The sequence below is a fragment of the Peptoniphilus timonensis JC401 genome (genome assembly GCF_000312025.1).
Classification (GTDB): Bacteria; Bacillota; Clostridia; order Tissierellales; family Peptoniphilaceae; genus Peptoniphilus_A; species Peptoniphilus_A timonensis.
In genome coordinates, this window is the sequence record NZ_HE978595.1 from 12,415 (window position 1) to 36,626 (window position 24,212).

Sequence of the window (24,212 nt, forward strand, 5' to 3'; positions counted from 1 at the left end):
TGTTTCCACACCAGTTAAAATTGCATCATCAGCTGCAAAACCGTGGACTCTCTTGTCCATAATCTTTAAAGCATTTTTTATGGCATGATTAATTGAATCAGGATATATTTCGTTTAAATCGGCAAAAACATAGCCTGGTTTAAAAGTCGGCACAACTTCGCCTAATTTTTCTGTGACTTTTCCCTCAAAATAGTCTTTAACTCTTTGAACTGGTGCCTTGCCAGAACCCATTTCATAAGCTTTTTTCTCAATTTTATTTTGAAAATCCATGCCTGCCAAATTTCCCTTTCCATAAATTTTCTCATCAACACTTGCAACAACAGCAGAATTAGAGTTTTTTCCATCTCTATCATGATAAGACATGCCATTTACACAAAGCTGATTATTTATAGAAGATGAATTTACAACATAGCCACCTGGACACATGCAAAAAGTATAAACTGAATGTTCTTCATCCTTATCTGTAACATTTAATTGGTAGCTGGCTGCTGGCAGTTTTTCTGAAAGCAATCCATATTGGGCAAGTTCAATATTTTTTCTCAGATGTTCAATCCTAAATCCAAGGGCAAAGGGTTTGTCTTCAATTAGAGAATACTTATCAAGAGTCACAAAAGTATCTCTTGCAGAATTTCCTATTGCCAAAATATAGGCATCAGCAGTGTAACTTTCTTTATTTGTGATAATTTTTTTGATTTTACCATTATCAATTTCAAAATCTAAAAATTTTTCCTGAAACTTATATTTTCCACCGTAATTTTCAATTTCACGCCTAATATTTTTTATAACGTCACGCAAGATGTCTGTCCCAATGTGTGGCTTTTGCTCATAAAGAATTTCTTCTGGCGCACCATTTTTCACAAAAATATCAAAAATTTGAGAAACTCTCTTGTCCTTTGATCGTGAAGTTAATTTTCCATCAGAAAAAGTCCCTGCTCCTCCTTCGCCAAATTGGACATTGGATTCTTCATTTAAAATCCCTTTTTCGTGAAGCATGTCAATATCTTTTACTCTCTCATCAACGGGCTTTCCCCTTTCAATCAGAGTAACTTTTACTCCATTTTTTGAAAGTAAATAGGCGGCAAAAAGTCCTGCAGGTCCAGTTCCAACTATAACTGCAGTTTTTATATTGTTTTTATTTTTAGCATTTAGTTTTTCTTCATGAAATTCGGCAATATTATTTTTTAATCTCTTTTGAGTCTTTTTGTCAATATCCTTTAAGTCTAAATCAATTAAGACTTGATAGACAAAACTCAAATCCTTTCTGGCATCAAGAGATTTTTTATAAATCTTATAAGAAAAGTCTTTTTTATTAATTTCTTTTTCAATTTTTTCCCTCAAAAAGCTTTGATCTTTATCATAGGGAACTTTTATATTTCTTAAAATTATCATTTTTTCACCAAAAACATTATAACACGAAAAGCTCATCTTACATAAATTTGTGGATAATGCTATAATAAAATAAAATTTTATGAAAAAAGGAGGAAAATAGTGAAAAAAGATTTATCTTACATAAAAGTAATAATTATTGCAATCCTACTTGCCCTTATAATAAGAACTTTTCTTTTTTAATATAGTTAGAGTTCAGCAAACTTCAATGTATCCCACAGTAAAACCCAATGACATTATTTTATCTAGCTCCCTTTATAGATTTAAAAAGGATTTTAAAAGGGGAGATATTGTTGTCTTTAAAGCTCCCTCTGAAAATAAGATGTATATAAAGAGAATTGTTGGACTTCCTGGTGAAAAAGTTGAAATTTATGATGGTTCTATTTATATAAATGGAGAAGTTTTAGAAGAAAAATATTTTGCAGAAAAACCCTACACCTTATCTCCTACTTCATCTTTCGAAATAAAAGATGATGAAGTATTTGTCCTTGGCGACAACAGAAATCCTGGAGGATCTGTGGACTCAAGATATTTTGGTCCTATTAAGTTTAAAAGCATAAGGTCCCATCCCTTTTATAGAATTTTTCCTTTAAATTCCAAAAAATTTATAAATCAAATAGACTAAACAAAAATAGAGACCTCACAGGGTCTCTTTTTTTATCTTTGGCAAAATAATTTCAATTATACTTCCAATTTTTTCCTTATCTTCAGAAATATTATCCCTTACTCTTATTTCACCCTTTAATTTTTCCATAATATTTTTCACTAGATTTAGACCAATGCCATAGCCACCAGTCTTTCTGCTCCTAGATCCATCAACTCTATAAAATAAATCAAAGATTTTTTCCTTATCTTCATCACTTATTCCAATGCCAGTGTCACTAATCTTAATGAAATAATTTTTATCATCTTCATAAAAATCAAAAATAAGACTTCCGCCATCTTTATTATAAGATATTCCATTTTTCCCAAGATTATAAAGAACCCTCTCAAGCAAGATGTCGCTAGAATAGATAATATTATTGTCTACTCTCGAAATAATTTCTACATTTTTTTCTTCTGCCATATCTTCTAGGTCAAAAACAATTTCATCTACTAAATCTTTTATGTCAAACTTTCTCAAAACTGCATTCTCTCTTCTATTTAAAAATAAAAGAGATTCAATAATTTTTGAAATCCTATCTATATTTTCATCAAAATTTTCCAAAAGTTCATGAAGCTCAAGATCATCCACCTTGTTTTTCATAAGATAAATTTCAAGAGATGATTTCATAACAGCAACTGGTGTATTTAGCTCGTGGGCTATAGATGAAGAAAGAGATTTTTCCCTTTCATAGCTAGAATAAATTTTATCAAGAGATTTTTCAAAAGCAAGTGACAAGTCCTCAATCTCCTTAGATTCTCCTTCCATATAAATTGACTCTTTCGCCTTGATATTATCTATATCCACTTCAAGAACCCTATTTTTCAAATCAGCTAAAGGTCCAAGGATTTTTGTAAGTAGAAAATAATAAAAAAGAGATCCCAGACAAATTGTCATGCCAATAACTATTAAGGAAAAGTTTTTTATTTCTCTTGTGGATTTTAATTTTGCATCTTCAAGGACAATAAAATAATCTTCTTTTGTAGTTTTTTTATTTTCTTCAACAATAATTTGCTCGCCAATATCAAGAATTCTTTTCTCTTGGTACTTTCCAATAATATAATTTGATGTGGCAGTCATTATTATAAAAATTAAAATAATGGAAAAAATAAGTTTAAAGACAAGTGTCTTTCTCAAATTTTTAATTTTTTCATCCAAGTCATCAATAATGTAGCCTTTCCCAATTTCATTTCTTATTATGTTATTTCCCAGCTTATTCTTTAACTTTTTTCTAAGGGCAGACATATGAACTCTCACCACATTGGAAAACAAGTCCACTTCATCGTTCCAGACATGTTCCATCAATTCTTCTGCAGTTACATATCTTCCCAAGTTAAAAAATAAATATTCCAAAAATTCCAGCTTCTTTGGCTGTCAATTTTAAAGGCTCTTTATCAATGTAAAAAGATCTTTTTACTGTGTCAAATTCTACTCCATTTGACCTAATTATAGAATCTCTTATAGAAGTTTTTCTCCTGAGAAGCGATCTGATTCTCGCCTTGAGTTCATCAAAGTGAAAGGGCTTTACAATATAATCATTAGCTCCAAGATCAAGTCCACGAACTCTGTCGTCAATATCTGAAAGGGCAGTTAGAATTATAATATTAACTTCACTATCTCTCTTTCTTATTTCCTTTAAAATTTCAAAACCATTTTTCCCTGGAAGATTTATATCTAGAATAATTAAATCATAATCATTACTAAATGCCATAAAAGAAGCCTCGTCACCATCTGATGATATGTCAACTAAATAACCTGAATGAACAAGTCCTTCCTTTATCCACTGAAGAAGATTTTCTTCATCTTCTACAACTAAAATTTTCATTTTTCTCTAATCCACTTTTCATGATAAACTTTATAATTTGGGTCAGATATTTCAGTTTTATCAACTAGCTTAAAATCATCAAATTCTGGAATGAAGGTGTCTGCTCCCTCAACTACAGTATCAACTCTTGTCACAATAAGTTCATCTATTCTGTCCCATAAAAGTTTTACAATTTCAGCTCCACCAATTACAAAAACATCTTTTTCTGGATATTTTTTCATAATATTTTCTAACTTTTCTATAGAATCAACATAGAATAAATCCTTTTTGTCTTTTCTATCAGAACGTGTAAATACCACAGAAATCCTATTTGGAAGTTGCTTCCCGATGCTATCAAAAGTGTGTCTACCCATTACAATAATATTATTTGTTGTATAATCTCTAAACATGTGAAGATCATTATCCACAAATAATATTTGTTCTCCATCCTTTGCAATGGCATTTTTATTATCAACTAAAATAAGTAATTTCATTTTTCCTCCTTCAAATTTTAAGAAAAATCCTTCTACACTTATAATATCCTAGAAACTCAACTATTCAAAGGATTTTTTCAAAAGCAACTTCACTATTTTCATAAAATTATATATTTTTACTTGTAATTTTTTTATAGTCTGCTATACTAATGTTGTTATGGCGACATAGCCAAGTGGTAAGGCACGGGTCTGCAACACCCTTATCACCGGTTCAAATCCGGTTGTCGCCTCCATACTTATAGTAATCTACTGAGTTTTTCAGTAGATTTTTTTTGCCTTTATACGAAAATTTTTAAACTTAAAATAAAATCCTATTAAGATTTATTTCATAAAAAAAGCAGTCCTGGGACTGCCTCAAAATTTTTAATTTGCTTCACCATTTAAAGTTCTATAACTTATCCAACCATTTCCAACATTACACCAGGTTCTACCATTTGCTCTTCTTGTGTCATATACATAAACTGCATCGCCCTTGTATAAGACAAAAGAAACTCCATAAGCAAATCCTGGTCCACTTCTTACATTTGCCTTGCTTGAAGTTACATATTGGTAAGTTCCAATTAAATTAGATGCTTCAGAATTTTTTTAATCTTGCAATTTGTGCTTCCAATTCATCTGCTCTTGCTTTTTGCTTTGATGCTTCACTTTCTTCTGCTGCTTTTTTTATCGCTATTTGTCTTCTCTAAATTAATATCTTCAATCATTTTCTTAAATTCTGAATTGTCAGGATCAACAGAAATATAAGAATTCAACCTGTTAATTGCACTTTCATAATTTTTGCTAGATCTAAGTTGTGAAATTTCAGATTTTATTCCAGCATAATTTTTTTGAATTAAAGAATTTACCTTTTCGCTTAATTCATCATCATCTTCATCAATTTTAATTTCTTTTAGCTTGGCAAGGGAACTTTCAAAATCTTTTGCTTCATAATTTTGATTTGCCTTATTTAAAAGATCTTTATTTTGGATTGCACTATCAATTTTATTAATTTCATCTAAGTACTTTTGGTCAGAAGATTTTTCATAAAGTTGGCTGTATTTTTCCCTAGCTTCTTTATAATTTTTTGCTTCTAAATTTGCTTTTGCAGAATTTTCCAACTTACTAAACTTATACTTATTAAATCCAAAATTAAATATTAAAGAAAAAGCTATTAAGCCCACAATTACTAGACCGAAGACAAGTCCCTTTTGTTTCAAGCCCATAGAATCATCCTTAAAGGAATTGTTTTTAACAATATTTTCATCATCTTCCCTATAATAATCGTGATCATTATGGATTTTTTTAGTTTTAGAAAAATCTTCATCTTCTCTCAAATCGTGACCACATTTCATACAAAATAGAGATTCGTCAGAGTTTTCTTGTCCACAATTTTTACATCTCATTTAAAAACCTCCTAACTATTTTTTATTAGATATATCTTGCCTTAAAATCTTGAGTTTATGAATTATATCATCATCAAGGGCAGTTACTTTTTCTTCTTTTAATTTTTTTGCCACGTGATTTACTTTATTTTTTGAATTATTTACCTCAGCTTCAAGTTCTCTTGCAGAAATCCTTATGCCCCCACGCGATAAAATAATTTGTTGCTCCACATTATCAGATGTGGCAACACGAACATTGGTTAGCTTGCCAATATTATCTAATTGCCTTTCAATATAGTGGTCTGCAGTTTCAAATTCCTTAGTAAAAATAATATCAATCCCATCTTTCTTATAGGTTTTGCCTCCAGATTTTTTTACTAAGTAAGCATCAAAGACTAGGATAATATGCTCTTTTGTCGTGTGAGAAAATTCTATCATAATATCTATTAATTCATCTCTCGCATCTTCAAGAGATATATTTTTTAAATCTATCAAATTTTGCCAGGAATTTATAATATTGTATCCATCAACAAAGAGATAATTTGTATCTCTCCTATATCTACTTATCCGCCTTCTCATTCTTCTTCTCTATCTAATATTTTTTTATCTTTTCATCTCATACATGACAATTGCCGCTGCAACTGAGGCATTTAAAGAATCAAAATCAGAAAAATTTGGAATAGTTATAATCTTATCAGAGTTTTTCAAAACATTTTTTGAAACTCCCTTTCCTTCATTACCTATAACTATGGCTGTCTTTCCAGAAAAGTCACAATCTCTAATGTCCTCTCCTTCAAGGTCTGTCGCATAAATCCAAAATCCTGCTTCCTTTAATTTGTCCATTGATTGTGAAATATTTGAAACTTTGGCTACATCAATATCATAAATTGCCCCAGCAGAAGATTTTACAACAGTGTCATTGACAGTTGCAGCCCTTCTATTTGGAAAAATTATTGCATCAACTCCAAAGAAATTAGAACTTCTTGCAATTGCTCCAAAATTGTGAGGATCTTCTATTTTATCTAGGATAAATATTTTGGCATCATCTTTATCCTTTAACTTTTTTATTAAATCCTCAAGTTCAATATATTCAAAATCACTAACTAGGGCAACTACTGCTTGGTGATTTTTCGTGCCAGCAAGTTCTTCCAACTTTTCATTGTCACTAGTAACTGCAGGGATTTTTGCATCTCTTGCCATGCCAAGAATCTTTTTTATAGATCCACTGGCATTTTTTCCTACATAAATTTTTTCTACTTCTTCATTTTTTATGGCCTCCATAACGGGGCCTCTTCCATAAATATATTTCATTATAAATTCTTAAACTTCTCTCTAATTTCTTTTGCCTTGCCACAAGTCATTTTGCCTTCAGGGCATGGACCTGATACACAAGCTGGACCTTGGTCTTTAAATAAAAGTGGAGCAACTTCCTTAACTTGTCTTAGCATTTCAGTTGCAAGCTCTCTTATTTCCCATTGAGCTCTTTCACAACATCTAACTGTAAAGAAGTGTCTCAAAGTTCTGACATTCATTGTAACAACAATCTTTGTTTCGCAAGCATTTGGAAATACATATCTCGCATCTTCTATGGACATTTTTTCCACTGCCTTCTTTGCCTTTTCTTCATCCATTCCTTCTTGGATTAAAGGTCTTGCATTTTCTTCTACTAAAATATCAACTAATTTGTCATAGTCTTCTTGATCTCTTTTCATAGCTTCTATGAATATTTTTTTTGCTTCTTCATTTTTTTCAATTTGAGGTGGGATAATATACTCAAAAGAATCTAATTTTACATACCTTTGTGATTGTTGAGAATAAGATGCAAGTCTGTGTCTTACTAATTGATGAGTAAGAGTCCTTGAAACTCCTTCTATGGCAAAGGTAAAGCTAACGTGTTCAAGGGGTGAAAGATGAGAAAAAGACATAAGTCTATTTAGAAACTTTTCAGTAGATTCTTCTGTCAAATTTTCTGTTATTTCTTCTACACCTACTCTTGAATAACAAAGTTTTGCTGCTGCTGCAATGGTCTTGTCTGGATCCATTGTATGCGAAATAATCTTTACCTTCATTTAGTCATCTCCTTAAATAAATCCCTAATTCTTTCATATCTCTTTAAGAGGTAGAGGTAACCAAAGAGAGCCTCCACTCCTGTTGCAATCCTATAATCAATGGGATCTGCATTTTTGGGAACAGTGTGGGATTTTGCATTTCTACCTCTTTTAAATATTTTATATTCTTCTTCTGTCAATTGATTTTCTATCTTTTCAAATAGTTCTCTTTGACCCTTTGCCCTTACATATTTTATGCTCTCTCTGTGAAGCTTGTTTGGATTTTTTCTAAGGTCTAAAATTTTACTTCTGACTAAAATCTCAAAGGCAGCATCGCCAATATAAGCTAGAGCCAAAGGGCTTAGTTCTCTTACTTCAGCTTCACTATAATCTTTAATTTCTAAAAAATTTAAATTCTCTTCCAAGTTGTTCCACTTCTCGTATCTTCAATTTCAATTCCCATATTCTTTAACTCATCTCTGATTTCATCTGCTCTCGTGAAATCTTTATTTTTTCTAGCTTCATTTCTTTCCTTGATAAGTTCTTCAATATCGTCTGAAATTTCTTCTCTTTCTTCTTCCATAATTCCAAGAACTTTTGTAAGTTTCTTTAAAAGATCTAGGGCTTTTTCTAGAACTTCTTTAGAAGAATTTTCATCAAGATTTAAGTTTATATCTTTTACTAAATCGAAGATTGCTGTAATTGCATCAGCAGTGTTTAAATCATCTTCCATGGCAGATTCAAATTTTTCAACGTGTCTGTCAAAGGACTTAAATAATTTTTCTTCATCTTCTGTGATTCTTTCTATTTCAGTTTTTTTTATTGCATCTTCAAGTTTGTACTTGGCATTATAAAGTCTTTTGCTAGAATTCTTTGTTTGTTCCATTACTTCTCTTGAGAAGTTAATTGGTGAACGATATTGAGTTGTCAAAAGGAAAAATCTTAAAACTTCTAGGTCAAATTCTTCAGAAATTTCTCTAACTGTGAAGAAGTTTCCCTTAGATTTTGACATTTTTTCATTGTCCACAGTTATCATTCCATTGTGTAACCAATAATTGGCAAAAGGAACGTCGTTACAAGTTTCTGATTGAGCAATTTCATTTTCGTGGTGAGGGAATTGTAAATCTTCTCCACCTGTATGAATGTCAATGTTATCGCCAATAAGTGTCTTTGCCATAACTGAACATTCAATGTGCCAACCTGGTCTTCCTTCACCCCAAGGTGCTTGCCAGAAAGGTTCCCCTTCTTTTTTATTTTTCCAAAGTGCAAAGTCACTTGGATTTTTCTTGTTGTCATTGATATCAACTCTGTGACCAGAAATTAAATCTTCAATATTTTTCTTTGAAAGTTTGCCATAGTCCTTTGCATGGCTGATGTCAAAATAAACATCTCCATTAGATACATAGGCAGCACCCTTGTCAATTAGAGTTTGTACAAAATCAATAATTTCATTTATGTGTTCTGTTGCTCTAGGGTTTAGGGTTTCATAATCATATAGGTGAAGTCCACCTGCATCTTTTTTAAATTCTTTTATATATCTCTTGGCAATATCAGAAACTTCAACACCTTCATCATTTGCCTTGTTTATCATTTTGTCATCTATGTCTGTAAAGTTAACTACAAATTTAACTTTCATTCCCTTATATTCAAAATACCTTCTCAAAGTGTCAAATACAACGAGAGGTCTTGCATTTCCAACATGAATAAAATTGTAGACAGTTGGACCACAATTATATATACCAACTTCTCCTTCTTTAATTGGCACAAAATCTTCTTTTTTTCTCGTTAGAGTATTGTATAATTTCATAAATCCTCCTATAAAAAAACGCCTCAATAGAGACGATTATTTAAATATACTTCTGAAAAATTTTTCGTAGTAATCAAGTCCTATAAAAGTTTTGTCATTAATCATTTTTTGAATCTTTTCCACGCTTGCAAGATCAACATCCATGACTTCTTCCTCTTGCATTACAATTTCATCAAGAGAAATATTTTTTCTCACTAAAAAGATATAGAATATTGTGTTTTTTTCAGTAATAATTCTTTTTAACTTAAGTTCTTCTTCTCTTATGTCAACTCCAAGTTCTTCCTTAAATTCACGAACCATACCTTCTTTTGGGGTCTCTCTAGAAATGACAGAGCCACCAGCAGAACAATACCACATTCCAGCAAAAGATTTTTTCTCAAGAGCTCTTCTTTGGATAATAAATTGTCCGTCGTCCCTTAAAATCCATCCCTCTACTATTAAATGGTAATCGCTGTTTTTAAGACGCTCGCCTTTTCTAATGACACGTCTTTTCCATTTTTCCATTTTTATTATAAACATCCCAATATTCCACGACAAAACTCCTTACAGTTATTTTACACTATTTATAGTGTTTTTTAAAGATTATGAAAACTTTATTTAATTAAAATCTACTATTTATTAATAAGAATTTTTTACAAAATAAAAAAGTGGAAATTTTATTCCACTTAATTTTAAATATTTTTTAAAGACCTATAATCAAATCCTCTTCTATATTCTACATAGGATCTATCATCTTTATAGACATAATCTCTTAGAGTTTTCTCTACAAGCCTTATATTAAATTTTTCATCTTTGGACTTATAAATTTCCTTCACATAAATATCTGTATCAGAAAAATTTAATTTTCTCTCAGCTTGTACAATTGCAAGAAGAGAATTTTGTAAATGTTCTTTGAAAATTATAAATCTTGCCTTTGTAGAAAATTTTGAATTCTCATTGTCTAGGAAGCATTGGAGTACAAAGTATTCATCTTCCCAATATCCAAAAACTTCATCCCTTTCTTCACTCATCTTAAAATCATCTAGATTATCCACTATTTCAACAAAAAGTTCTCCTGTTTCATCATCATGAGAAAGTATGTATTTTCTTTTCTTTAATTCTAAATCTTTTGCACAATCTTTTTCGATTACTTTTAAATTCTTCATGCCCTAACAATCCTTTTTGAAAAGATTTCTAAAGTATATCTAGAAGCAAGGTATCCAATAAAATATATTATAATTGTGACTATAATAGTTGGAATAATCCCTGCTTGCACAAATCTTGATTGTGGTACAAATAACTTTACTATGAAAAAGGAAGTCCAAACGCCAAAAGCACTTTTTGTTGGTACAGAATAAAATATATTACTATCTTTATCATAATTTTTAAAGATTATCAAAGTCAAAATATCACTTAATACTCCGCTGACTAGTCCAGCCAAGGCTCCAAAAACAGAAAACCTAAGCATATAAATCGCATAGCACAAAGAAATTAAGGATACAGTTCCAATTTTTCTAGTTTTTAAAATTGTTGCTGTATATATAAAGGAGAAAGCGGGCGCCGTCATAAGGACTCTTGAAGAAGGTATTGGTAAACTCAAGGATATAGTATAAAGGATTTTACCAACAACAATCATCATAGCCAGAGAAAGACCCATTAAAACCCAATCTTTCAGTCTAAATTTTTTCATCTAATCACCTAAAACACAATAATTATCAAATTCTAAATAATCTCCAGTATTTGCATAGGCCCTTGCCCTGCATCCACCGCAAATATTATTAAAATTACAAGTTCTACACTTTCCCTTATAATATGAAGGGTCCCTAAGTTTTTGAAAGACCTCGCTATTATTCCAAATGTTATAAAAAGAATCCTCTTTCACATTGCCAGCCTCTACTTCTGCATAGGGACAAATATTCACCCTGCCGTCGTATACCAAGCTACAATAACTTGTACCTGCTATGCATGACTTTTTTACTCTTGGATCTAAATCTAATTTCTTTGCCATGACTGTTGACTGGGGTGCACAAGTAGGCTTTATAAATAAGTCTGACTCGTACTCCAAAACTTCCTTAATAGCTTCTGTATATTCTTCTTTTGTTAGGTATACATTTTCTAAGTTTTTTCCCCTACCTGTCATAACTAAGAATAAAACATGTACTGAAGATGCTCCTAGTTCGCTTGCAAAATCTAAAAGACCTTTTATTTCCTTTAAATTAATTTTAGAGATAGTGGTGTTTATCTGAAACTTAACATCATTTTCTTTTAAAATCTCTATACCTCTCATGGTTTCTTCAAAGGCTCCCTCATATCCTCTAAAGGAATCGTGAATATTTTTGTCTCTCGAATCTATAGAAATGGCAAGGGATTTTATATACTTTTTTATAAGTCCTATATTTTCTTCATCTATGAGAGTTCCATTAGTTCCCATACAAGTATAAAGACCAAGGCTGGATGCAAATTCTGCAAGTTCAAAAATATCCTCCCTCATTAGGGGTTCTCCACCACTTAATTTAAGCATATTAAATCCAGCTTTTTTTATATCTCTAAAGACTTCCTTTGCCTCTTCAGTAGATAGCTCATCTGACAAATCCACATCTTCTTTAGAATTCCTATAGCAGTGTTCACAATAGAGGTTGCATTTTTTTTGTAACATTGTAAGATACAATTTTCATTTTTCCTATAACCTCCTAAAGAAATTGCCTCATAAAAGAGGCAATTCTAATATTATTTAATTTATTTCCTTATCAAAGTAGATATGGGTCATCTTCCCAAGCAATTAATGTTGTCGGATCTTTGGCATTTGTATCTCTTCCTTCTGGTGGAAGGTCCTTAGCAGATTCTGGTTCTGCAGCTTCTGTTGGATAATTAAGATCTTGATCTCTTGCATTTAATTTTTCCAATTCTTCACGAGATTTAGCTTCATGCATTTCTAAGTCAACTGTATCAATATCTATGCCAAGAGCCTTAGCCACGCCCTTTCCATATTCAGGATCAGCTGCATAGCAATTTCTTATATATCTGTGCTTAATTTGCATAGTTGAGTCGCCTAAGTTTCTAGCAGTATTTTCAAATAAAACTAATTTTTGTTCATCAGTCATTCTATTAAATAACATGCCAGGTTGTGTGAAGTAATCGTGATCATCAGCCCTATAATCGTATCTCTTAGTTTCTCCACCCTTATCATGTGGAATTTCTAGGCTTGGATCATCTTGCCATCCGCCATAAGAATTTGGTCTATAGTGAAGTTCTGCACCCTTATTTCCATCAACTCTCATTTGTCCATCTCTGTGGAAATCATGAGGATGTTTTACACCAAGTGGTGAATTTACAGGAATTTGGTGATGGTTAACTCCAAGTCTATATCTTTGTGCATCTGAATAGAAGAAAGCTCTAGCTTGAAGAACTCTATCTGGAGAAAGTGCAATTCCTGGAACTATATTTGCAGGAGAAAAACCAGCTTGTTCAACATCTTGGAAGAAATTATCTGGAACTTTATTTAAAACATATTCTCCCACAGGAATAAGTGGATAATCTTTCTTTAACCACATTTTTGTAAGATCAAAAGGATTTGTCGGATGTTTTTCAGCTTCTTCTTCAGTCATAACTTGGATATATAATTTCCACTTTGGATAATTTCCATTTTCAATAGCTGTATAAAGGTCACGACCTGAAGATTCTCTGTCCTTACCATTTACCATTTCAGCTTCTTGGTCAGTATAATTTAAAATACCTTGTTGACTTCTAAAGTGGAACTTAACCCAAACTCTTGTGCCTTCTTCATTATACATAGAATAAGTATGAGAACCAAAACCGTGCATATATCTAAAGGAAGAAGGTATACCTCTATCACTGTTTATGATAGTTGTTTGTAGTAGAGATTCTGGAAGAGATGACCAATAATCAAAGTTTGTGTTTGGACTTCTTAGGTGAGTCTTTGGATCTCTCTTGACAGCGTGGTTTAAATCAATAAATTTCATTGGATCTCTAAAGAAAAATACGGGAGTATTATTTCCAACTACATCCCAGTTTCCATCTTCTGTATAAAATCTAACTGCAAATCCACGAATATCACGTTCTGCATCAGCTGCTCCACGTTCTCCAGCAACTGTTGACATTCTTGAAAATACCTTACACTTATTTCCAACCTTGCTAAAAAGTTTTGCCTTAGTGTATTTTGTGATGTCGTGAGTTACAGTAAATTCACCCCAAGCACCCCAGCCCTTAGCGTGCATTCTTCTTTCAGGAATGACTTCCCTATTAAAGTGAGCGTGTTTTTCAAATAACCACAAATCTTGGACTGAAAGGTGACCATCCATACCTGCAGTCATGGAATCTTCGTCATTATCAACTACTTGTCCACCTGCACGTCTAAGTGTAGGATCATCATTTACATTTTGATTTCTACTTGGCATTGGATCTCCGGCCTTGTTCTTAGCTGTTGGGTCCATTTTTTTCTTATCGTCTGCCATTTTATACCTCCTAAAAAAATAATTACAAAATTATAGCCTACTTTTTAATTACCCAAAAAGTGTATATCTACTCAATACATTAAACAGCTTTTTCACTAAATTTATAAAAACTTGTTTATAAAAACTTGGTAGTTTATCTTTAGAAAATCCAAAAAATAATAAAAATTTCTAAGAAATTCAGAAAATAGCAGTCTTTTAGGTGCTTTTACTATTGTTTTTATACTTTATCGTAATCTGTAGATAAATAGAATAATAAATATTTTCCCTAAATTCCTTGACAAGGGTTTTTTTTCTTTTTTACAATATTTGTAGAAGATTTAATGAAATTTTAGTTTTTCCTATATCAGGTATTTATCACTACATATAAGGAGCTTATAAATAATTTTAATTATGATAGGAATCTACTAATCTTATAAATTTAAGGAAGTGATTAATTATGAAGCCCGAATTGATTACCTTATTATTATTTATTATTGGATTTATTATATTTAATTTTTTCCCAGAAGGAGAAAAAGGTAATTCTCAATATAGATTAAAAATATTAAAAAATATAGATTTTGTGATGTTTACCTTGGCATTTTGTTTTGATAAGTCCTATTTATTAATTTTGACACTTATATTATTTATGATTTTTTATTATTTTTATGATGAAGAAAAAAAGAGCGATAAGGGAATTTTTCTATACATGATATCTGCCATTGTATTAACTCCCATGATATTTTTAATTCCAGATAAATATCACATGGAATTTGCAAATTTATTTTCTCCAAACATTTATATGTATTTAATTCTTTTAACTAGCCTAGTATTCTTTGTTATGAATATATATAATTTTAAACAAATTACAACTACTTCAAAAAACAAGTTATACACATTTATATTTTTACAATCAATAGTTTATATTGAATATTTTTATTTAGTGTATTTCTTTATTTTTAGATAAGATTTTAATATTTCAATTAAATATATTTCTATAAAAAAAGACAGCTTCTATAATGAAACTGTCTTTCTTTTTATATTAGAGATGAATATTATTAGCGACCGCCACCGCCGCCTCCACCGAAGGATCCTCCTCCGCCACCAACAGAAGTTGAGCCTCCAACTCCTCCGTTAGTGAATCCAGATCCACTTTGATAAGATTGATTGATTTTTTTTGAAAAATTTCTCGTTGCCAATATATGTGTGTTGTAAAGGGCGTAGTTATTGACATAAGCTGGATATGCCTTTGCTCCTTCTACAAACTCCTTGTCCAAGAAGAAGATTGATGAATAAATTAGATATTCTTCCCACTTCTCAAATTCCACTTCTTTTGTCACTTGTTCTAGATTGTCTTTTAGATAATTTTTAAACTTTAATAATATTTTCGTAGAGAACTTTTCCCTTTTCAGTTACTCGAAGTTCTTTGCCAGTTCTTCTTGATCCTAGGAATTTCTTTTCATAGACATAATCCTCTAAGTATCCTCTTTCTCTAAGATTTCTAATAGAAGATGTTTGGAATTCTTCGTAATAATTTTCCATTTCTTTTCTATGTTTTCTCACATATTTTTTGAAATCTTTTGCTGTGATGTATTCTTTATCATTTTCTTCTTTGGCTGCAGAAATCATATCAAAGAGTTCTTCTTCCATTGGTCCCATGTTTTCAGGACTTTTTAAAATTTTTATCTTATTCTTAGAAAATCCAACATCTTCTTCTGCAAATTCTATGGCTCCTTCTAAATTCCACTTTAAAATAAAGGCATTTATATAATTTCCAACTAAATCTCCTGTAACTAGATAAGCTTCAGCTATAAAATATGCCAAATCTTCCATTGGCCCCTCATAAGGAATTTCTTTATAGTACTCTCCCTTTAAATCCTTTGTTTTTGGAAGAATCTTTTTATTTTGGATTTTTCTCTTATTAAAGGATAGACCTACAGCCCTTGCTACAAAATAAACTACTGCCACTACTGCTGCAAAAATTCCTCCTAGGGCAGTTTTTTCTCCTGTAGACATAGGCTTTTCGTAAGCTTCTCCTTCTCTATTTTCCCAATGAGAGCCCTCAGCCGCCATATTTGCATAATCATCAAAGTTTTTGTCAATTTTATAAGCTGTATTAAAATATCCCTTTGGGAATTTTAGCATGACACTTGCATAATCGACATAGCCAGAGGATTTCATTTGGATTACTCCATCTACATTGTGGATTTCTCCTTCCATGCCAAAACCCCACATTTTTACGTCATTAAAATCTTCAAAGCCTTTAATATTTATTTCTACATTTTTAGGTTTTGGATCAAAGTTATCTCCAACAAATTTAAAAAATAACATATCGCTGTCATTTAATCCCACTACTATTGGATTTATTGTGTAAGATAAGTTATAAGTGTTATCAGCAAATTCACTAATTCCCCAAGTAAGTTCCACTTCGTCTTCTCTATCAATTCGTCCATAGTGATAGGCTTTTTCTTCAAAGCTTGAATCTATATTCCATGGACTAATTTCTGTAAAGTCCCTTCCAAGAGCATTGACAGAAAAATCTTCAATTTTTATACCCTGCAAATTGTTTATTAGTTTATATCTTTCAGTGTAATCTTTATTGTCCTCATCAATTTGCCAAACTTCATTTACTTTTGCAATTCCATTTTTATCAATTGTGGCATCAATTTTAATACTCTTAAAATCTTCTGCAAAAACAAAACATGGAAGAAGTGCAAATAAGATAGTCAATAAAAGTATCTTTTTATTTTCATGTCATCTCTCCTTTTTAAACTTATCTATTTTGATAATACAACTTTACAAATAATTTTTCAATTTTATTATTCTTACTAATTTTTAAATTTTTCTTGTATTTTTAATTTAAAATATTTTTTCCTCAAAATTATTTAATATTAAATATAAAAAAAGAAGTTGTCAAATTAATGGCAGCTTCTTTTAAATTTATAGTTCTTTTAAATATTTATTTAATAATTTGTAGGAAGCTTCTTCATCAACAGTAGAAATTAAACCGGCAGAAGATAGGATATAATCGCTATCTAAATAGCATTTCACATCTCTATTTATCAAATATTTATCTTCTAAATCTTTTATGGCTGAGAGAATTTTTTTAGGTTCATTAGAATTAATGAGAGATCCTCCAGTCCCAATAAACATTTCTGCTGGTCTCAAATCTTTTCCATACTGTTCATAAATCGTTCTAGTAGCTGTTTTAATTTTTTTAATGTGACCAATATGCCTCATAAGGGAAGTATGAGTTGCAATATAGCACAAGACATTGTCAAAATACAAATCTTCTTCATTGTTTGGAATATAATTTGTGTGATTAAAACGAAATTCTGTTTTTTCTTTAGCATCCTTGATTCCAAAGTCTAAAAAAGCTTCTTCCCCAACTGACTCATAAAGAGCAGTGGCAGAATATCTCATTCCCATGTCGCCCTCAACAGTTCTCTTTTCATAAGGCTCATCAATTGGAGGTGAGATGACATTTTCTTCTCCATAATAAGTCTTGCCTATTGAGTGAATATCTGTTGTTGCTCCACCAATATCTACTGATAAAATAACTTTGTCAAGATATTTTGCATAGACAGACATGGCTTTTTGAACTGCAACTGGAGTTGGAAGAAGTATTTCAAAATCTTGACTCAATAAATCTATTCCCTTAGCGTGGGCAATAGTCTTTATAAAAAGATTTCCTATTGTTTCCCTGAGAGGTCTATAGTTTATTGTGTTTGTCGTTGGCATAACATTTTCTGTGAAGTCACAAGGGACATCTGCTTTTAAAAAGATGTCCCTTATTTCTTCATGAGTATCAATGTTACCAGCCACAACAACTGGAATTTTTACCGATCCCTTTGCAAGTTTTTTTGCATTGTAGATTATATTTTCCTTGTTGCCGTGGTCAGTTCCACCACACAAAACTATGATATCGGCTCCAGAATTATTTATTTCTTCAACTTCTTCGTCTTTAAGTTCAAAGGAATAAACATTTAATATTCTGGCTCCACTTGATAGTGACGCAAGTCTTGCAGCGTCAGTAGTTAGATTTTTTGAAAAACCTATTGCAATTACCTTTAGCCCTCCTGATGCTGAAGAACAACCTAATATTTTAATCATATTTGACATCAGAGATTTCTCTTAACTTCTTATAAGCCTTGTTAAAGCCCTCTCTCACATCAGTCTCCACAGTAGTGTAACTTGAAGCACTAGCCAAAACCACATTCTCATCTGTATCCACTAAATGTAATTTTGTATAAGTTGATCCAACATCGACTAAAAGATAAATCATGCTAGTTTTTCATCTACTATTTTCATAATTTCTGCGTGATTTTTTTCTACAATCTTTCTTGTAGCTTCCATTTTTTCTTCAAGTTCATGTCTGTAATCTTGATCTTTAAGAGAGTTTAGATTAATGATTACATTTAAGAAAGCTCCGTGAACTGCAGCTTCAATATTTAATAAAGCTACTGCAACGTCTGTAATTGCATTTGAGTTACCTTTTTCTGCAAGTTCTCTTGCATAATCATAAAGTTCAGTAACCTTAGTTCCAAGTCCTAGAGGTACATCAATTGCATTTCTGTAACCTTCTTGAATCTTTTCGGATCTTTTAGCTTTTTCTTCTTCAGTTTCTTTTGGAAGTTTCATAGCGTCCATAACTCCGTTAAAAGAGTTAGCATCTCTATCAATACCATCAACAAAATCGTCTTTGTATTTTAAAAGTTCAGCTTGAATTTCTTCCATTCTTTCAGAAACGTCCATATATTTTTTCTTACCAATAGTTAAACCTGCAACCATTGCAAGAAGTGAAGCTGCCATTGATGCGTTTAGTGCAGCAATAGATCCACCACCAGGTGCTGGTGAATTTGAAGCAGTTTCGTCAGCAAATTCTACTATATTTAAATCTTTAAGCATTTTTCCTCCTGTGAATTAGAATAATCCAGTGATAACTCCGTCATTATCGATATCCATCTTGTTAGCAGCTGGTACTTTTGGAAGTCCTGGCATAACCATGATGTTAGATGTTTGAACTACTATAAAGCCTGCTCCTGCAGAAACTCTTACATCTTGAATTTCAATATCAAAGTCTGTAGGTGCTCCAACTATATTCTTATCATCAGTGAATGAGAATTGTGTCTTAGCAATACAGATAGGAAGTTTGTCAAGACCCATTTCTTCTATTTTCTTAACTTGTTTTTTAGCAGCTGTTGTGAAGTTAGCTTGTCTACCTCTGTAGATTTCTCTAACAATTGTGTTTACTTTATCAACGATGCTGTCATTTTCATCATAAATAGGCTTGAAGTTAGATTCTTCTTCATCAATAAGTTCAACAACTTTATGTGCAAGATCTTCAGCACCTTCGCCACCCTTAGCGAAACATTCACAAAGTGAAATCTTAACGCCTAGTTCAGCACAAAGTTCTTCTAATTTTGCAATTTCGCCTTCAGTATCGTCTGCGAATCTATTGATTGCAACAATTGCTGGAACTCCGAATTTTCTAACATTTTCAACGTGACGTCTTAAGTTAGCAAATCCTTTTTCAAGAGCTTCAATGTTTTCAGCTTTTAATTCTTTTTTATCTACTCCACCGTGCATTTTAAGAGCTCTAATTGTAGCAACAATTACAACTGCATCTGGAGCAAGACCTGCTTTTCTACATTTGATGTCCATGAATTTTTCAGCACCAAGATCAGCACCGAAACCAGCTTCTGTAACTGCATAATCGCTTGTTGCAAGTGCAAGTTTAGTAGCTAGGATTGAGTTACATCCATGAGCAATGTTAGCGAAAGGTCCACCGTGAATAAATGCTGGTGTATTTTCAAGAGTTTGTACCATGTTTGGTTTTAATGCATCTTTAAGAAGCATTGCTACTGCACCTTGGATTTCAAGATCAGCAACAGTTACAGGACCTCCATCAAGATTGTATCCAATAACCATTTTAGCTAGTCTGTTCTTTAAGTCTTCGATGTTTTCTGATAGACAAAGAACTGCCATGATTTCAGAAGCAACTGTAATCATGAAGTGGTCTTCTCTAGGGAATCCATCAGCTTTTTTACCAAGAGAAATAACAACATTTCTAAGAGCTCTATCGTTCATGTCAAGTACTCTTTTCCAAGTGATTTGACGACAATCAATTCTTAGAGCATTTCCTTGGTGAATGTGGTTATCGATAGCTGCAGAAATAAGGTTATTTGCAGCTGTCATTGCGTGAAGATCTCCTGTGAAGTGAAGGTTAATATCTTCCATAGGAACTACTTGTGAGTATCCACCACCTGCAGCTCCACCCTTAACACCAAATACTGGTCCAAGAGATGGTTCACGAAGTGCTACTGCAGATTTCTTTCCAATTCTATTAAGACCTTGAGTAAGACCAATAGAAACTGTTGATTTACCTTCACCTGCTGGTGTTGGAGAGATAGCAGAAACAAGAATTAATTTACCATTTTCGTTGTTTTCTTCAATTCTCTTAATTGCATCCCAAGAAATCTTAGTTTTATATTTACCATATTGTTCAAGATCGTCTTTTTCGAAGCCTACTTTTGCAGCAACTTCTTCAATAGGAAGCATTGTAGCTTCGTCAGCTATTTGTATATCTGTTTTAAATGCCATATATTAAATTACTCCTCAATTAATAGTGTTTCAAGAACTTGTTCTGATTTTAATCCTTCAATTTGCATATAGTAAGCTGCTGAATCAACTAGAGCTTGTAGTGGAAGAAGTCCAATAAGTTCAGTGTTAACAACAGTTACGCCATATCTCTTAGCTTCTGATTTAATCATTTCAAGAGCTTGATAAATTGCAGTTTTTTCAAAGTTTACAAGGTTCATTGATACTTGAGTTTGACCTTTTTCTTCAAGTTCAAGACCAATAGCCTTAACAAATCTTAGTCCTCCACCGATGTGACGAACTTTCTTTGCAATTGTATCTGCAATAGTTAAATCGCTAGTGTTTAAGTTTACGTTAAATGCAACTAGGTGGAATCTTGCTGCAACAGCAGTAGCTCCTGATTTAACATTCATTTCTTGAGGACCAAAGTCTGGTTTCCATTCTTCTTCTTTGATTTTTTCGAAGAATCCTTCGTATTGTCCTTTTCTAACTTTTGCAAGGTTCTTTCTTGCTGGAGTTGAAGCAGCATCTTCGTATAGGTAAACAGGAATTCCCATTTCTCCTATTGCTTTACCAACTCTTTTAGCGTATTCAACACATTCTTCAGTTGTACATTCTGTTACTGGAACAAATGGAATAACGTCAACTGCTCCCATTCTTGGGTGAGCACCCTTGTGTGTAGACATATCAATAATTTCAGAAGCAACCTTAACAGATTCTAATACTGCATCAATAACAGCTTCTGGTTCACCAATAACTTCAACAACTAGTCTGTTGTGGTCAGCATCTGGTTGGTAGTCAATTAACTTAATATTTTCTTTTGCTCTAAAACATTCAGTGATTTTTTCAACTTTCTCAAGGTCTCTACCTTCAGAATAGTTAGGAATACACATTACTCTTTTCAATTGATTTTCCTCCTAATATAGATTACTTAATTACTTTCTTTCCTTTTACATTATATATTATTTTACTTTTTTTTAAAGTTCAACAACTTTTTCTACTTCTTCAAGAAGTTTTCCAGAAGTTATTAATTCTTGAGCTTTTTCAAGTTCAACGTAAATTTCAATCTTCTTATCTTCTTCAATAAAGTCTACTTGGTTTCTAATTACATCGTGAGCAACTTTTGTACCTTTACCAAGTTCAAATTTGTTTTCTTCCATTTCCATTCTAAAGTCAAGAGCTTGAGCAGCTATCATAAGTTCAGTAGTTAAAATTCTTGCAGTGTTTTTAACAACTTCTCTTACTTTTCTAGAAGCCCAGTTACCCATTGATACGAAGTCTTCTTGGTTTTCACAAGATGTTATAGAGTCAACACTTGCTGGGTGAGATAAAGTTTTGTTTTCAGATGCTAATGCAGCTGCAGCGTATTGAGTAATCATGAATCCTGAGTTAAGACCAGGGTGTTTTACTAGGAATGAAGGCATTCCAGAAAGTGTAGTGTTAACCATTCTTTCAATTCTTCTTTCAGAAACATTACCTAGTTCAGAAACTGCAATTGCTAAGAAGTCAAATGGTTGAGCCATTAATTCTCCGTGGAAGTTACCACCAGAAATTACTTTACCGTCGTGAGTGATAATTGGGTTATCAGTTGCAGCATTAAGTTCGATTTCAACTTTTTCTTTTACATATTCAAGAGTATCTTTAGAAGCTCCGTGAATTTGTGGCATACATCTAAATGTGTAAGCATCTTGTACTCTAAGTTCTGCTGTGTGTGTTACATAAGTTGAACCTTCAAGAATATTTCTTAGATTTTCAGCAGTCTTTAGTGATCCAGCGTGTGGTCTAATTGTGTGAAGTTCTTCCCAGAATGCGTCAATGATTCCTCTAGAAGATTCACAAGCCATAGCTCCTGCGATATCAGCAATCTTAGAAAGTTGAAGTGCATCATAAGTTGCAAGTGCTCCAGTTGCTGTAAGAACTGTTGTACCGTTAATTAGTGCAAGTCCTTCTTTAGCTGCAAGTGCGATTGGTTTAAGTCCTGCTTTTTCCATAGCTTCTTTACCTGGAAGAAGTTCTCCTTCATAATAAGCTTTTCCAAGTCCAAGCATTGGAAGAACCATGTGTGCAAGAGGTGCTAAGTCTCCGGATGCTCCAAGAGATCCTTTTTCTGGAATAAATGGAACTACGTTTCTATTTAACATTTCAAGAAGTAATTCAATAGTAGAAAGTCTGATACCAGAAACTCCCTTTAATAGTGAATTGATTCTAATAAGCATAACTGCTCTAACTTCATCTTCAGGAAGTGGGTTGCCAAAACCAGAAGCGTGAGTTCTGATGATGTTTTCTTGTAATTGAGCTGAATCTTCTTTAGAGATACTTACTCTTGATAGAGAACCAAATCCTGTGTTGATTCCGTAAACAACTCTTTCTTCTTCAACGATTTCTTCTACATATTCTCTTGATTTGTTTACGTCAGCGATTGCCTTTTCATCAATTTCTGCTTTTACGTGATTTCTTGTTACAGCTACTAATTGTTCAAGGTCTAGATCATTACCTGTTAATACTACTTTGTTCATAATTGTACTCCCTTTCTTTTAATTCATTACATCTAACATACTAATTCAAAAGAACATTTTAAAGATGAAACATCATGTCATCCTTTGAAAAGTAGTTGCTAAAAATTTCCTGCACTTGCTAGTTAAATAACTTTGCAAATGTTTTCTACCTAGATTTTATTCTAAATATAAATCATTGTCAATAATTTTAGATAAAATAAAACTCTATTCACTAAAAAAATACAATATTTTAATACGTTTTCTTGATAATCTATTTCTGAACTTGCACGATATAATGTAATTTATTATCTTTTAATTGTAAAAATATTTTTATATTGTATGTTTTTTGAAAAAACTTTAAATAAAATACATTATTAGTTTTAATCTATATTTAAATAATAGTTTATAAAATTTAAAATAAAGTTTACATAAAAAAATGACTTAGTCGCCTAAGTCATAAAATTTATATTAATCTTTCTTTATTAGTCCATAAACAATAAGTCCTATGGAAAGTACAAAAGCAATTGTTATTGTAAAGTCGCCTTTCACATAATCAATTAAATGATTTTTTAAAAGATGATGTAACTTTTAGGTCCAAAAGTGGCATGAAGTGTAAAAATATTATTAATAAAACAGTCATGACCACTCCAGTGATAATATACTTATCTCTAGACTTCATTTCTTTCCTCCTTTCTTACTATTAAATAAGCTCCCACAACTTTCTTAGCATTTCCCTCTGTCTTTTTTTCTCCTTCTTTATGTATTTCAAATTCATAGTCATTTATCTCAGGAAAAATATTAACTATTGCAAAAGTTTTTCCTTCAACTTTTATTTCAAGATTTAAGTCAATTTTATTTTTCTTTTCCACATCAAAGCCCAAGGCATTGGAAATAATTTTTGCATCAATAGGAAGGTCCACCATGTAATCATTTTTTAAGATTTTTTCTCCAATTTTTATCCTAGCCTCTTCATCTTTTTTGTTGTCACATACTGACTGGTAAACATCATGTCCACTAAATTCTATTGCATTTCTAACCTCTGAAATATTCTCTATAGTGTAAGCTTCTTTATTCTTTACTTCTTTTTTAGTGTAATCATCCTTATCAAGGAGTCTAATGTATTTTATATCTGAAATTTCATATCCAA

Annotated in this window: 27 protein-coding genes, 1 tRNA gene and 1 pseudogene; 3 read left to right on the forward strand and 26 right to left on the reverse strand. The window is 31.8% G+C overall.

The window, feature by feature from the left end:
• The coding region (locus HGPT_RS05405) for an NAD(P)/FAD-dependent oxidoreductase (protein WP_040542676.1) at positions 1–1,389 on the reverse strand (1,389 nt) is incomplete at its 3' end.
• Positions 1,390–1,594: 205 nt separating this feature from the next.
• Here HGPT_RS05405 and lepB point away from each other — a divergent pair.
• Positions 1,595–2,011: a signal peptidase I gene (gene lepB, locus HGPT_RS05410; RefSeq protein WP_019138821.1), complete on the forward strand. Its 417-nt coding sequence runs from the start codon at positions 1,595–1,597 to the stop codon at positions 2,009–2,011.
• Positions 2,012–2,026: 15 nt separating this feature from the next.
• Here lepB and HGPT_RS10015 read toward each other — a convergent pair whose 3' ends face one another.
• The 3 genes and pseudogenes from HGPT_RS10015 to HGPT_RS05425 all read right to left on the reverse strand — a co-directional run bounded on the left by HGPT_RS10015 (position 2,027) and on the right by HGPT_RS05425 (position 4,327).
• Positions 2,027–3,109, reverse strand: coding sequence for a sensor histidine kinase (locus tag HGPT_RS10015; protein ID WP_342626069.1), 1,083 nt, complete (start codon positions 3,107–3,109; stop codon positions 2,027–2,029).
• 84 nt (positions 3,110–3,193) lie between these two features.
• Positions 3,194–3,854: pseudogene (locus tag HGPT_RS09180) on the reverse strand (response regulator transcription factor); the annotation flags it as partial.
• A complete protein-coding gene (locus HGPT_RS05425; RefSeq protein WP_019138824.1) occupies positions 3,851–4,327 on the reverse strand; it encodes a dihydrofolate reductase in 477 nt (158 codons plus the stop codon). The pseudogene HGPT_RS09180 and the gene HGPT_RS05425, both read right to left, overlap by 4 nt.
• A 159-nt stretch (positions 4,328–4,486) precedes the next feature.
• Between HGPT_RS05425 and HGPT_RS05430 the strand changes: the two genes are divergently transcribed.
• Positions 4,487–4,560 (forward strand) — tRNA-Cys (locus HGPT_RS05430).
• A gap of 130 nt (positions 4,561–4,690) precedes the next feature.
• Here HGPT_RS05430 and HGPT_RS10535 read toward each other — a convergent pair.
• The 12 genes from HGPT_RS10535 to HGPT_RS05485 all read right to left on the reverse strand — a co-directional run bounded on the left by HGPT_RS10535 (position 4,691) and on the right by HGPT_RS05485 (position 13,994).
• Positions 4,691–4,888, reverse strand: a complete 198-nt coding sequence (locus HGPT_RS10535) for an SH3 domain-containing protein (RefSeq protein ID WP_342626070.1) — start codon at positions 4,886–4,888, stop codon at positions 4,691–4,693.
• Positions 4,889–4,968: 80 nt separating this feature from the next.
• Positions 4,969–5,709, reverse strand: a complete 741-nt coding sequence (locus tag HGPT_RS05435) for a zinc-ribbon domain-containing protein (protein ID WP_019138826.1) — start codon at positions 5,707–5,709, stop codon at positions 4,969–4,971.
• A 15-nt stretch (positions 5,710–5,724) separates the two neighbouring features.
• The gene (locus HGPT_RS05440) at positions 5,725–6,267 is read right to left on the reverse strand and encodes an NYN domain-containing protein (RefSeq protein WP_019138827.1); all 543 of its coding nucleotides are present in this window, start codon (positions 6,265–6,267) and stop codon (positions 5,725–5,727) included.
• Between the two features lie 24 nt (positions 6,268–6,291).
• Positions 6,292–6,999, reverse strand: a complete 708-nt coding sequence (gene rlmB, locus HGPT_RS05445; RefSeq protein ID WP_040542679.1) for a 23S rRNA (guanosine(2251)-2'-O)-methyltransferase RlmB — start codon at positions 6,997–6,999, stop codon at positions 6,292–6,294.
• On the reverse strand, positions 6,999–7,757 hold the full coding sequence (gene thyX / locus HGPT_RS05450; protein ID WP_019138829.1) for an FAD-dependent thymidylate synthase: 759 nt from the start codon (positions 7,755–7,757) through the stop codon (positions 6,999–7,001). The genes rlmB and thyX overlap by 1 nt, the downstream gene beginning before the upstream one ends.
• On the reverse strand, positions 7,754–8,161 hold the full coding sequence (locus HGPT_RS05455; RefSeq protein ID WP_019138830.1) for a Mini-ribonuclease 3: 408 nt from the start codon (positions 8,159–8,161) through the stop codon (positions 7,754–7,756). Before HGPT_RS05455 ends, thyX begins: the two co-directional genes overlap by 4 nt.
• A complete protein-coding gene (gene cysS, locus HGPT_RS05460) occupies positions 8,146–9,543 on the reverse strand; it encodes a cysteine--tRNA ligase (RefSeq protein WP_019138831.1) in 1,398 nt (465 codons plus the stop codon). Before cysS ends, HGPT_RS05455 begins: the two co-directional genes overlap by 16 nt.
• A gap of 36 nt (positions 9,544–9,579) precedes the next feature.
• The gene (locus HGPT_RS05465; RefSeq protein ID WP_245544154.1) at positions 9,580–10,062 is read right to left on the reverse strand and encodes an NUDIX hydrolase; all 483 of its coding nucleotides are present in this window, start codon (positions 10,060–10,062) and stop codon (positions 9,580–9,582) included.
• Between the two features lie 152 nt (positions 10,063–10,214).
• Positions 10,215–10,688 carry a staygreen family protein gene (locus HGPT_RS05470; RefSeq protein ID WP_019138832.1) on the reverse strand — a complete coding sequence of 158 codons (474 nt, stop codon included), beginning with the start codon at positions 10,686–10,688 and terminating at the stop codon, positions 10,215–10,217.
• Positions 10,685–11,212, reverse strand: a complete 528-nt coding sequence (locus HGPT_RS05475; protein WP_019138833.1) for a hypothetical protein — start codon at positions 11,210–11,212, stop codon at positions 10,685–10,687. Before HGPT_RS05475 ends, HGPT_RS05470 begins: the two co-directional genes overlap by 4 nt.
• The gene (locus tag HGPT_RS05480) at positions 11,213–12,178 is read right to left on the reverse strand and encodes a radical SAM/SPASM domain-containing protein (RefSeq protein WP_019138834.1); all 966 of its coding nucleotides are present in this window, start codon (positions 12,176–12,178) and stop codon (positions 11,213–11,215) included.
• A gap of 91 nt (positions 12,179–12,269) precedes the next feature.
• Positions 12,270–13,994, reverse strand: coding sequence for a catalase (locus HGPT_RS05485; RefSeq protein WP_019138835.1), 1,725 nt, complete (start codon positions 13,992–13,994; stop codon positions 12,270–12,272).
• A 436-nt stretch (positions 13,995–14,430) separates the two neighbouring features.
• Here HGPT_RS05485 and HGPT_RS05490 point away from each other — a divergent pair, with 436 nt between their 5' ends.
• Complete coding sequence (locus HGPT_RS05490) at positions 14,431–14,937, forward strand: hypothetical protein (protein ID WP_019138836.1); 507 nt, start codon at positions 14,431–14,433, stop codon at positions 14,935–14,937.
• 91 nt (positions 14,938–15,028) lie between these two features.
• On the opposite strand, the gene HGPT_RS10020 is transcribed toward HGPT_RS05490, so the two are convergent.
• From HGPT_RS10020 to HGPT_RS05530, 10 genes are all read right to left on the reverse strand, one after another.
• On the reverse strand, positions 15,029–15,298 hold the full coding sequence (locus tag HGPT_RS10020) for a hypothetical protein (RefSeq protein ID WP_245544155.1): 270 nt from the start codon (positions 15,296–15,298) through the stop codon (positions 15,029–15,031).
• A 40-nt stretch (positions 15,299–15,338) separates the two neighbouring features.
• Positions 15,339–16,700 carry a DUF2207 domain-containing protein gene (locus HGPT_RS05495; RefSeq protein WP_245544156.1) on the reverse strand — a complete coding sequence of 454 codons (1,362 nt, stop codon included), beginning with the start codon at positions 16,698–16,700 and terminating at the stop codon, positions 15,339–15,341.
• 210 nt (positions 16,701–16,910) lie between these two features.
• Entirely contained in the window at positions 16,911–18,092 is a 1,182-nt protein-coding gene (locus HGPT_RS05500; protein ID WP_281032380.1) for a glutamate mutase L, read from the reverse strand.
• Positions 18,076–18,255 carry a glutamate mutase L gene (locus HGPT_RS10415; protein ID WP_281032381.1) on the reverse strand — a complete coding sequence of 60 codons (180 nt, stop codon included), beginning with the start codon at positions 18,253–18,255 and terminating at the stop codon, positions 18,076–18,078. The genes HGPT_RS05500 and HGPT_RS10415 overlap by 17 nt, the downstream gene beginning before the upstream one ends.
• Positions 18,252–18,878, reverse strand: a complete 627-nt coding sequence (locus HGPT_RS05505; RefSeq protein ID WP_019138837.1) for a cyclodeaminase/cyclohydrolase family protein — start codon at positions 18,876–18,878, stop codon at positions 18,252–18,254. Before HGPT_RS05505 ends, HGPT_RS10415 begins: the two co-directional genes overlap by 4 nt.
• A 15-nt stretch (positions 18,879–18,893) precedes the next feature.
• Positions 18,894–20,573 carry a formate--tetrahydrofolate ligase gene (locus tag HGPT_RS05510; RefSeq protein WP_019138838.1) on the reverse strand — a complete coding sequence of 560 codons (1,680 nt, stop codon included), beginning with the start codon at positions 20,571–20,573 and terminating at the stop codon, positions 18,894–18,896.
• A gap of 8 nt (positions 20,574–20,581) precedes the next feature.
• The gene (gene ftcD / locus HGPT_RS05515) at positions 20,582–21,475 is read right to left on the reverse strand and encodes a glutamate formimidoyltransferase (protein ID WP_019138839.1); all 894 of its coding nucleotides are present in this window, start codon (positions 21,473–21,475) and stop codon (positions 20,582–20,584) included.
• Between the two features lie 72 nt (positions 21,476–21,547).
• Entirely contained in the window at positions 21,548–23,086 is a 1,539-nt protein-coding gene (hutH, locus tag HGPT_RS05520) for a histidine ammonia-lyase (RefSeq protein ID WP_019138840.1), read from the reverse strand.
• 532 nt (positions 23,087–23,618) lie between these two features.
• Positions 23,619–23,744, reverse strand: a complete 126-nt coding sequence (locus HGPT_RS10420; RefSeq protein WP_019138841.1) for a hypothetical protein — start codon at positions 23,742–23,744, stop codon at positions 23,619–23,621.
• Positions 23,734–24,212, reverse strand: a 479-nt coding sequence (locus HGPT_RS05530) for a hypothetical protein (protein WP_040542682.1), incomplete at its 5' end; no start/stop codon positions are given. The genes HGPT_RS10420 and HGPT_RS05530, both read right to left, overlap by 11 nt.

What these genes read in the sequence shown, in the direction of transcription:
- HGPT_RS10415 (WP_281032381.1), bottom strand. Translation starts at nt 18,255, where the DNA reads ATGATTTATCTTTTAGTCGATGTTGGATCAACTTATACAAAATTACAT.
- HGPT_RS05510 (WP_019138838.1), bottom strand. Translation starts at nt 20,573, where the DNA reads ATGGCATTTAAAACAGATATACAAATAGCTGACGAAGCTACAATGCTT.
- HGPT_RS05425 (WP_019138824.1), bottom strand. Translation starts at nt 4,327, where the DNA reads ATGAAATTACTTATTTTAGTTGATAATAAAAATGCCATTGCAAAGGAT.
- HGPT_RS05470 (WP_019138832.1), bottom strand. Translation starts at nt 10,688, where the DNA reads ATGAAGAATTTAAAAGTAATCGAAAAAGATTGTGCAAAAGATTTAGAA.
- HGPT_RS05505 (WP_019138837.1), bottom strand. Translation starts at nt 18,878, where the DNA reads ATGCTTAAAGATTTAAATATAGTAGAATTTGCTGACGAAACTGCTTCA.
- HGPT_RS05435 (WP_019138826.1), bottom strand. Translation starts at nt 5,709, where the DNA reads ATGAGATGTAAAAATTGTGGACAAGAAAACTCTGACGAATCTCTATTT.
- HGPT_RS10015 (WP_342626069.1), bottom strand. Translation starts at nt 3,109, where the DNA reads ATGACTGCCACATCAAATTATATTATTGGAAAGTACCAAGAGAAAAGA.
- HGPT_RS10420 (WP_019138841.1), bottom strand. Translation starts at nt 23,744, where the DNA reads ATGAAGTCTAGAGATAAGTATATTATCACTGGAGTGGTCATGACTGTT.
- HGPT_RS05485 (WP_019138835.1), bottom strand. Translation starts at nt 13,994, where the DNA reads ATGGCAGACGATAAGAAAAAAATGGACCCAACAGCTAAGAACAAGGCC.
- cysS (WP_019138831.1), bottom strand. Translation starts at nt 9,543, where the DNA reads ATGAAATTATACAATACTCTAACGAGAAAAAAAGAAGATTTTGTGCCA.
- HGPT_RS05500 (WP_281032380.1), bottom strand. Translation starts at nt 18,092, where the DNA reads ATGTCAAATATGATTAAAATATTAGGTTGTTCTTCAGCATCAGGAGGG.
- HGPT_RS05465 (WP_245544154.1), bottom strand. Translation starts at nt 10,062, where the DNA reads ATGTTTATAATAAAAATGGAAAAATGGAAAAGACGTGTCATTAGAAAA.
- lepB (WP_019138821.1), top strand. Translation starts at nt 1,595, where the DNA reads ATGTATCCCACAGTAAAACCCAATGACATTATTTTATCTAGCTCCCTT.
- thyX (WP_019138829.1), bottom strand. Translation starts at nt 7,757, where the DNA reads ATGAAGGTAAAGATTATTTCGCATACAATGGATCCAGACAAGACCATT.
- HGPT_RS05490 (WP_019138836.1), top strand. Translation starts at nt 14,431, where the DNA reads ATGAAGCCCGAATTGATTACCTTATTATTATTTATTATTGGATTTATT.
- rlmB (WP_040542679.1), bottom strand. Translation starts at nt 6,999, where the DNA reads ATGAAATATATTTATGGAAGAGGCCCCGTTATGGAGGCCATAAAAAAT.
- HGPT_RS05475 (WP_019138833.1), bottom strand. Translation starts at nt 11,212, where the DNA reads ATGAAAAAATTTAGACTGAAAGATTGGGTTTTAATGGGTCTTTCTCTG.
- hutH (WP_019138840.1), bottom strand. Translation starts at nt 23,086, where the DNA reads ATGAACAAAGTAGTATTAACAGGTAATGATCTAGACCTTGAACAATTA.
- HGPT_RS05440 (WP_019138827.1), bottom strand. Translation starts at nt 6,267, where the DNA reads ATGAGAAGGCGGATAAGTAGATATAGGAGAGATACAAATTATCTCTTT.
- HGPT_RS05480 (WP_019138834.1), bottom strand. Translation starts at nt 12,178, where the DNA reads ATGTTACAAAAAAAATGCAACCTCTATTGTGAACACTGCTATAGGAAT.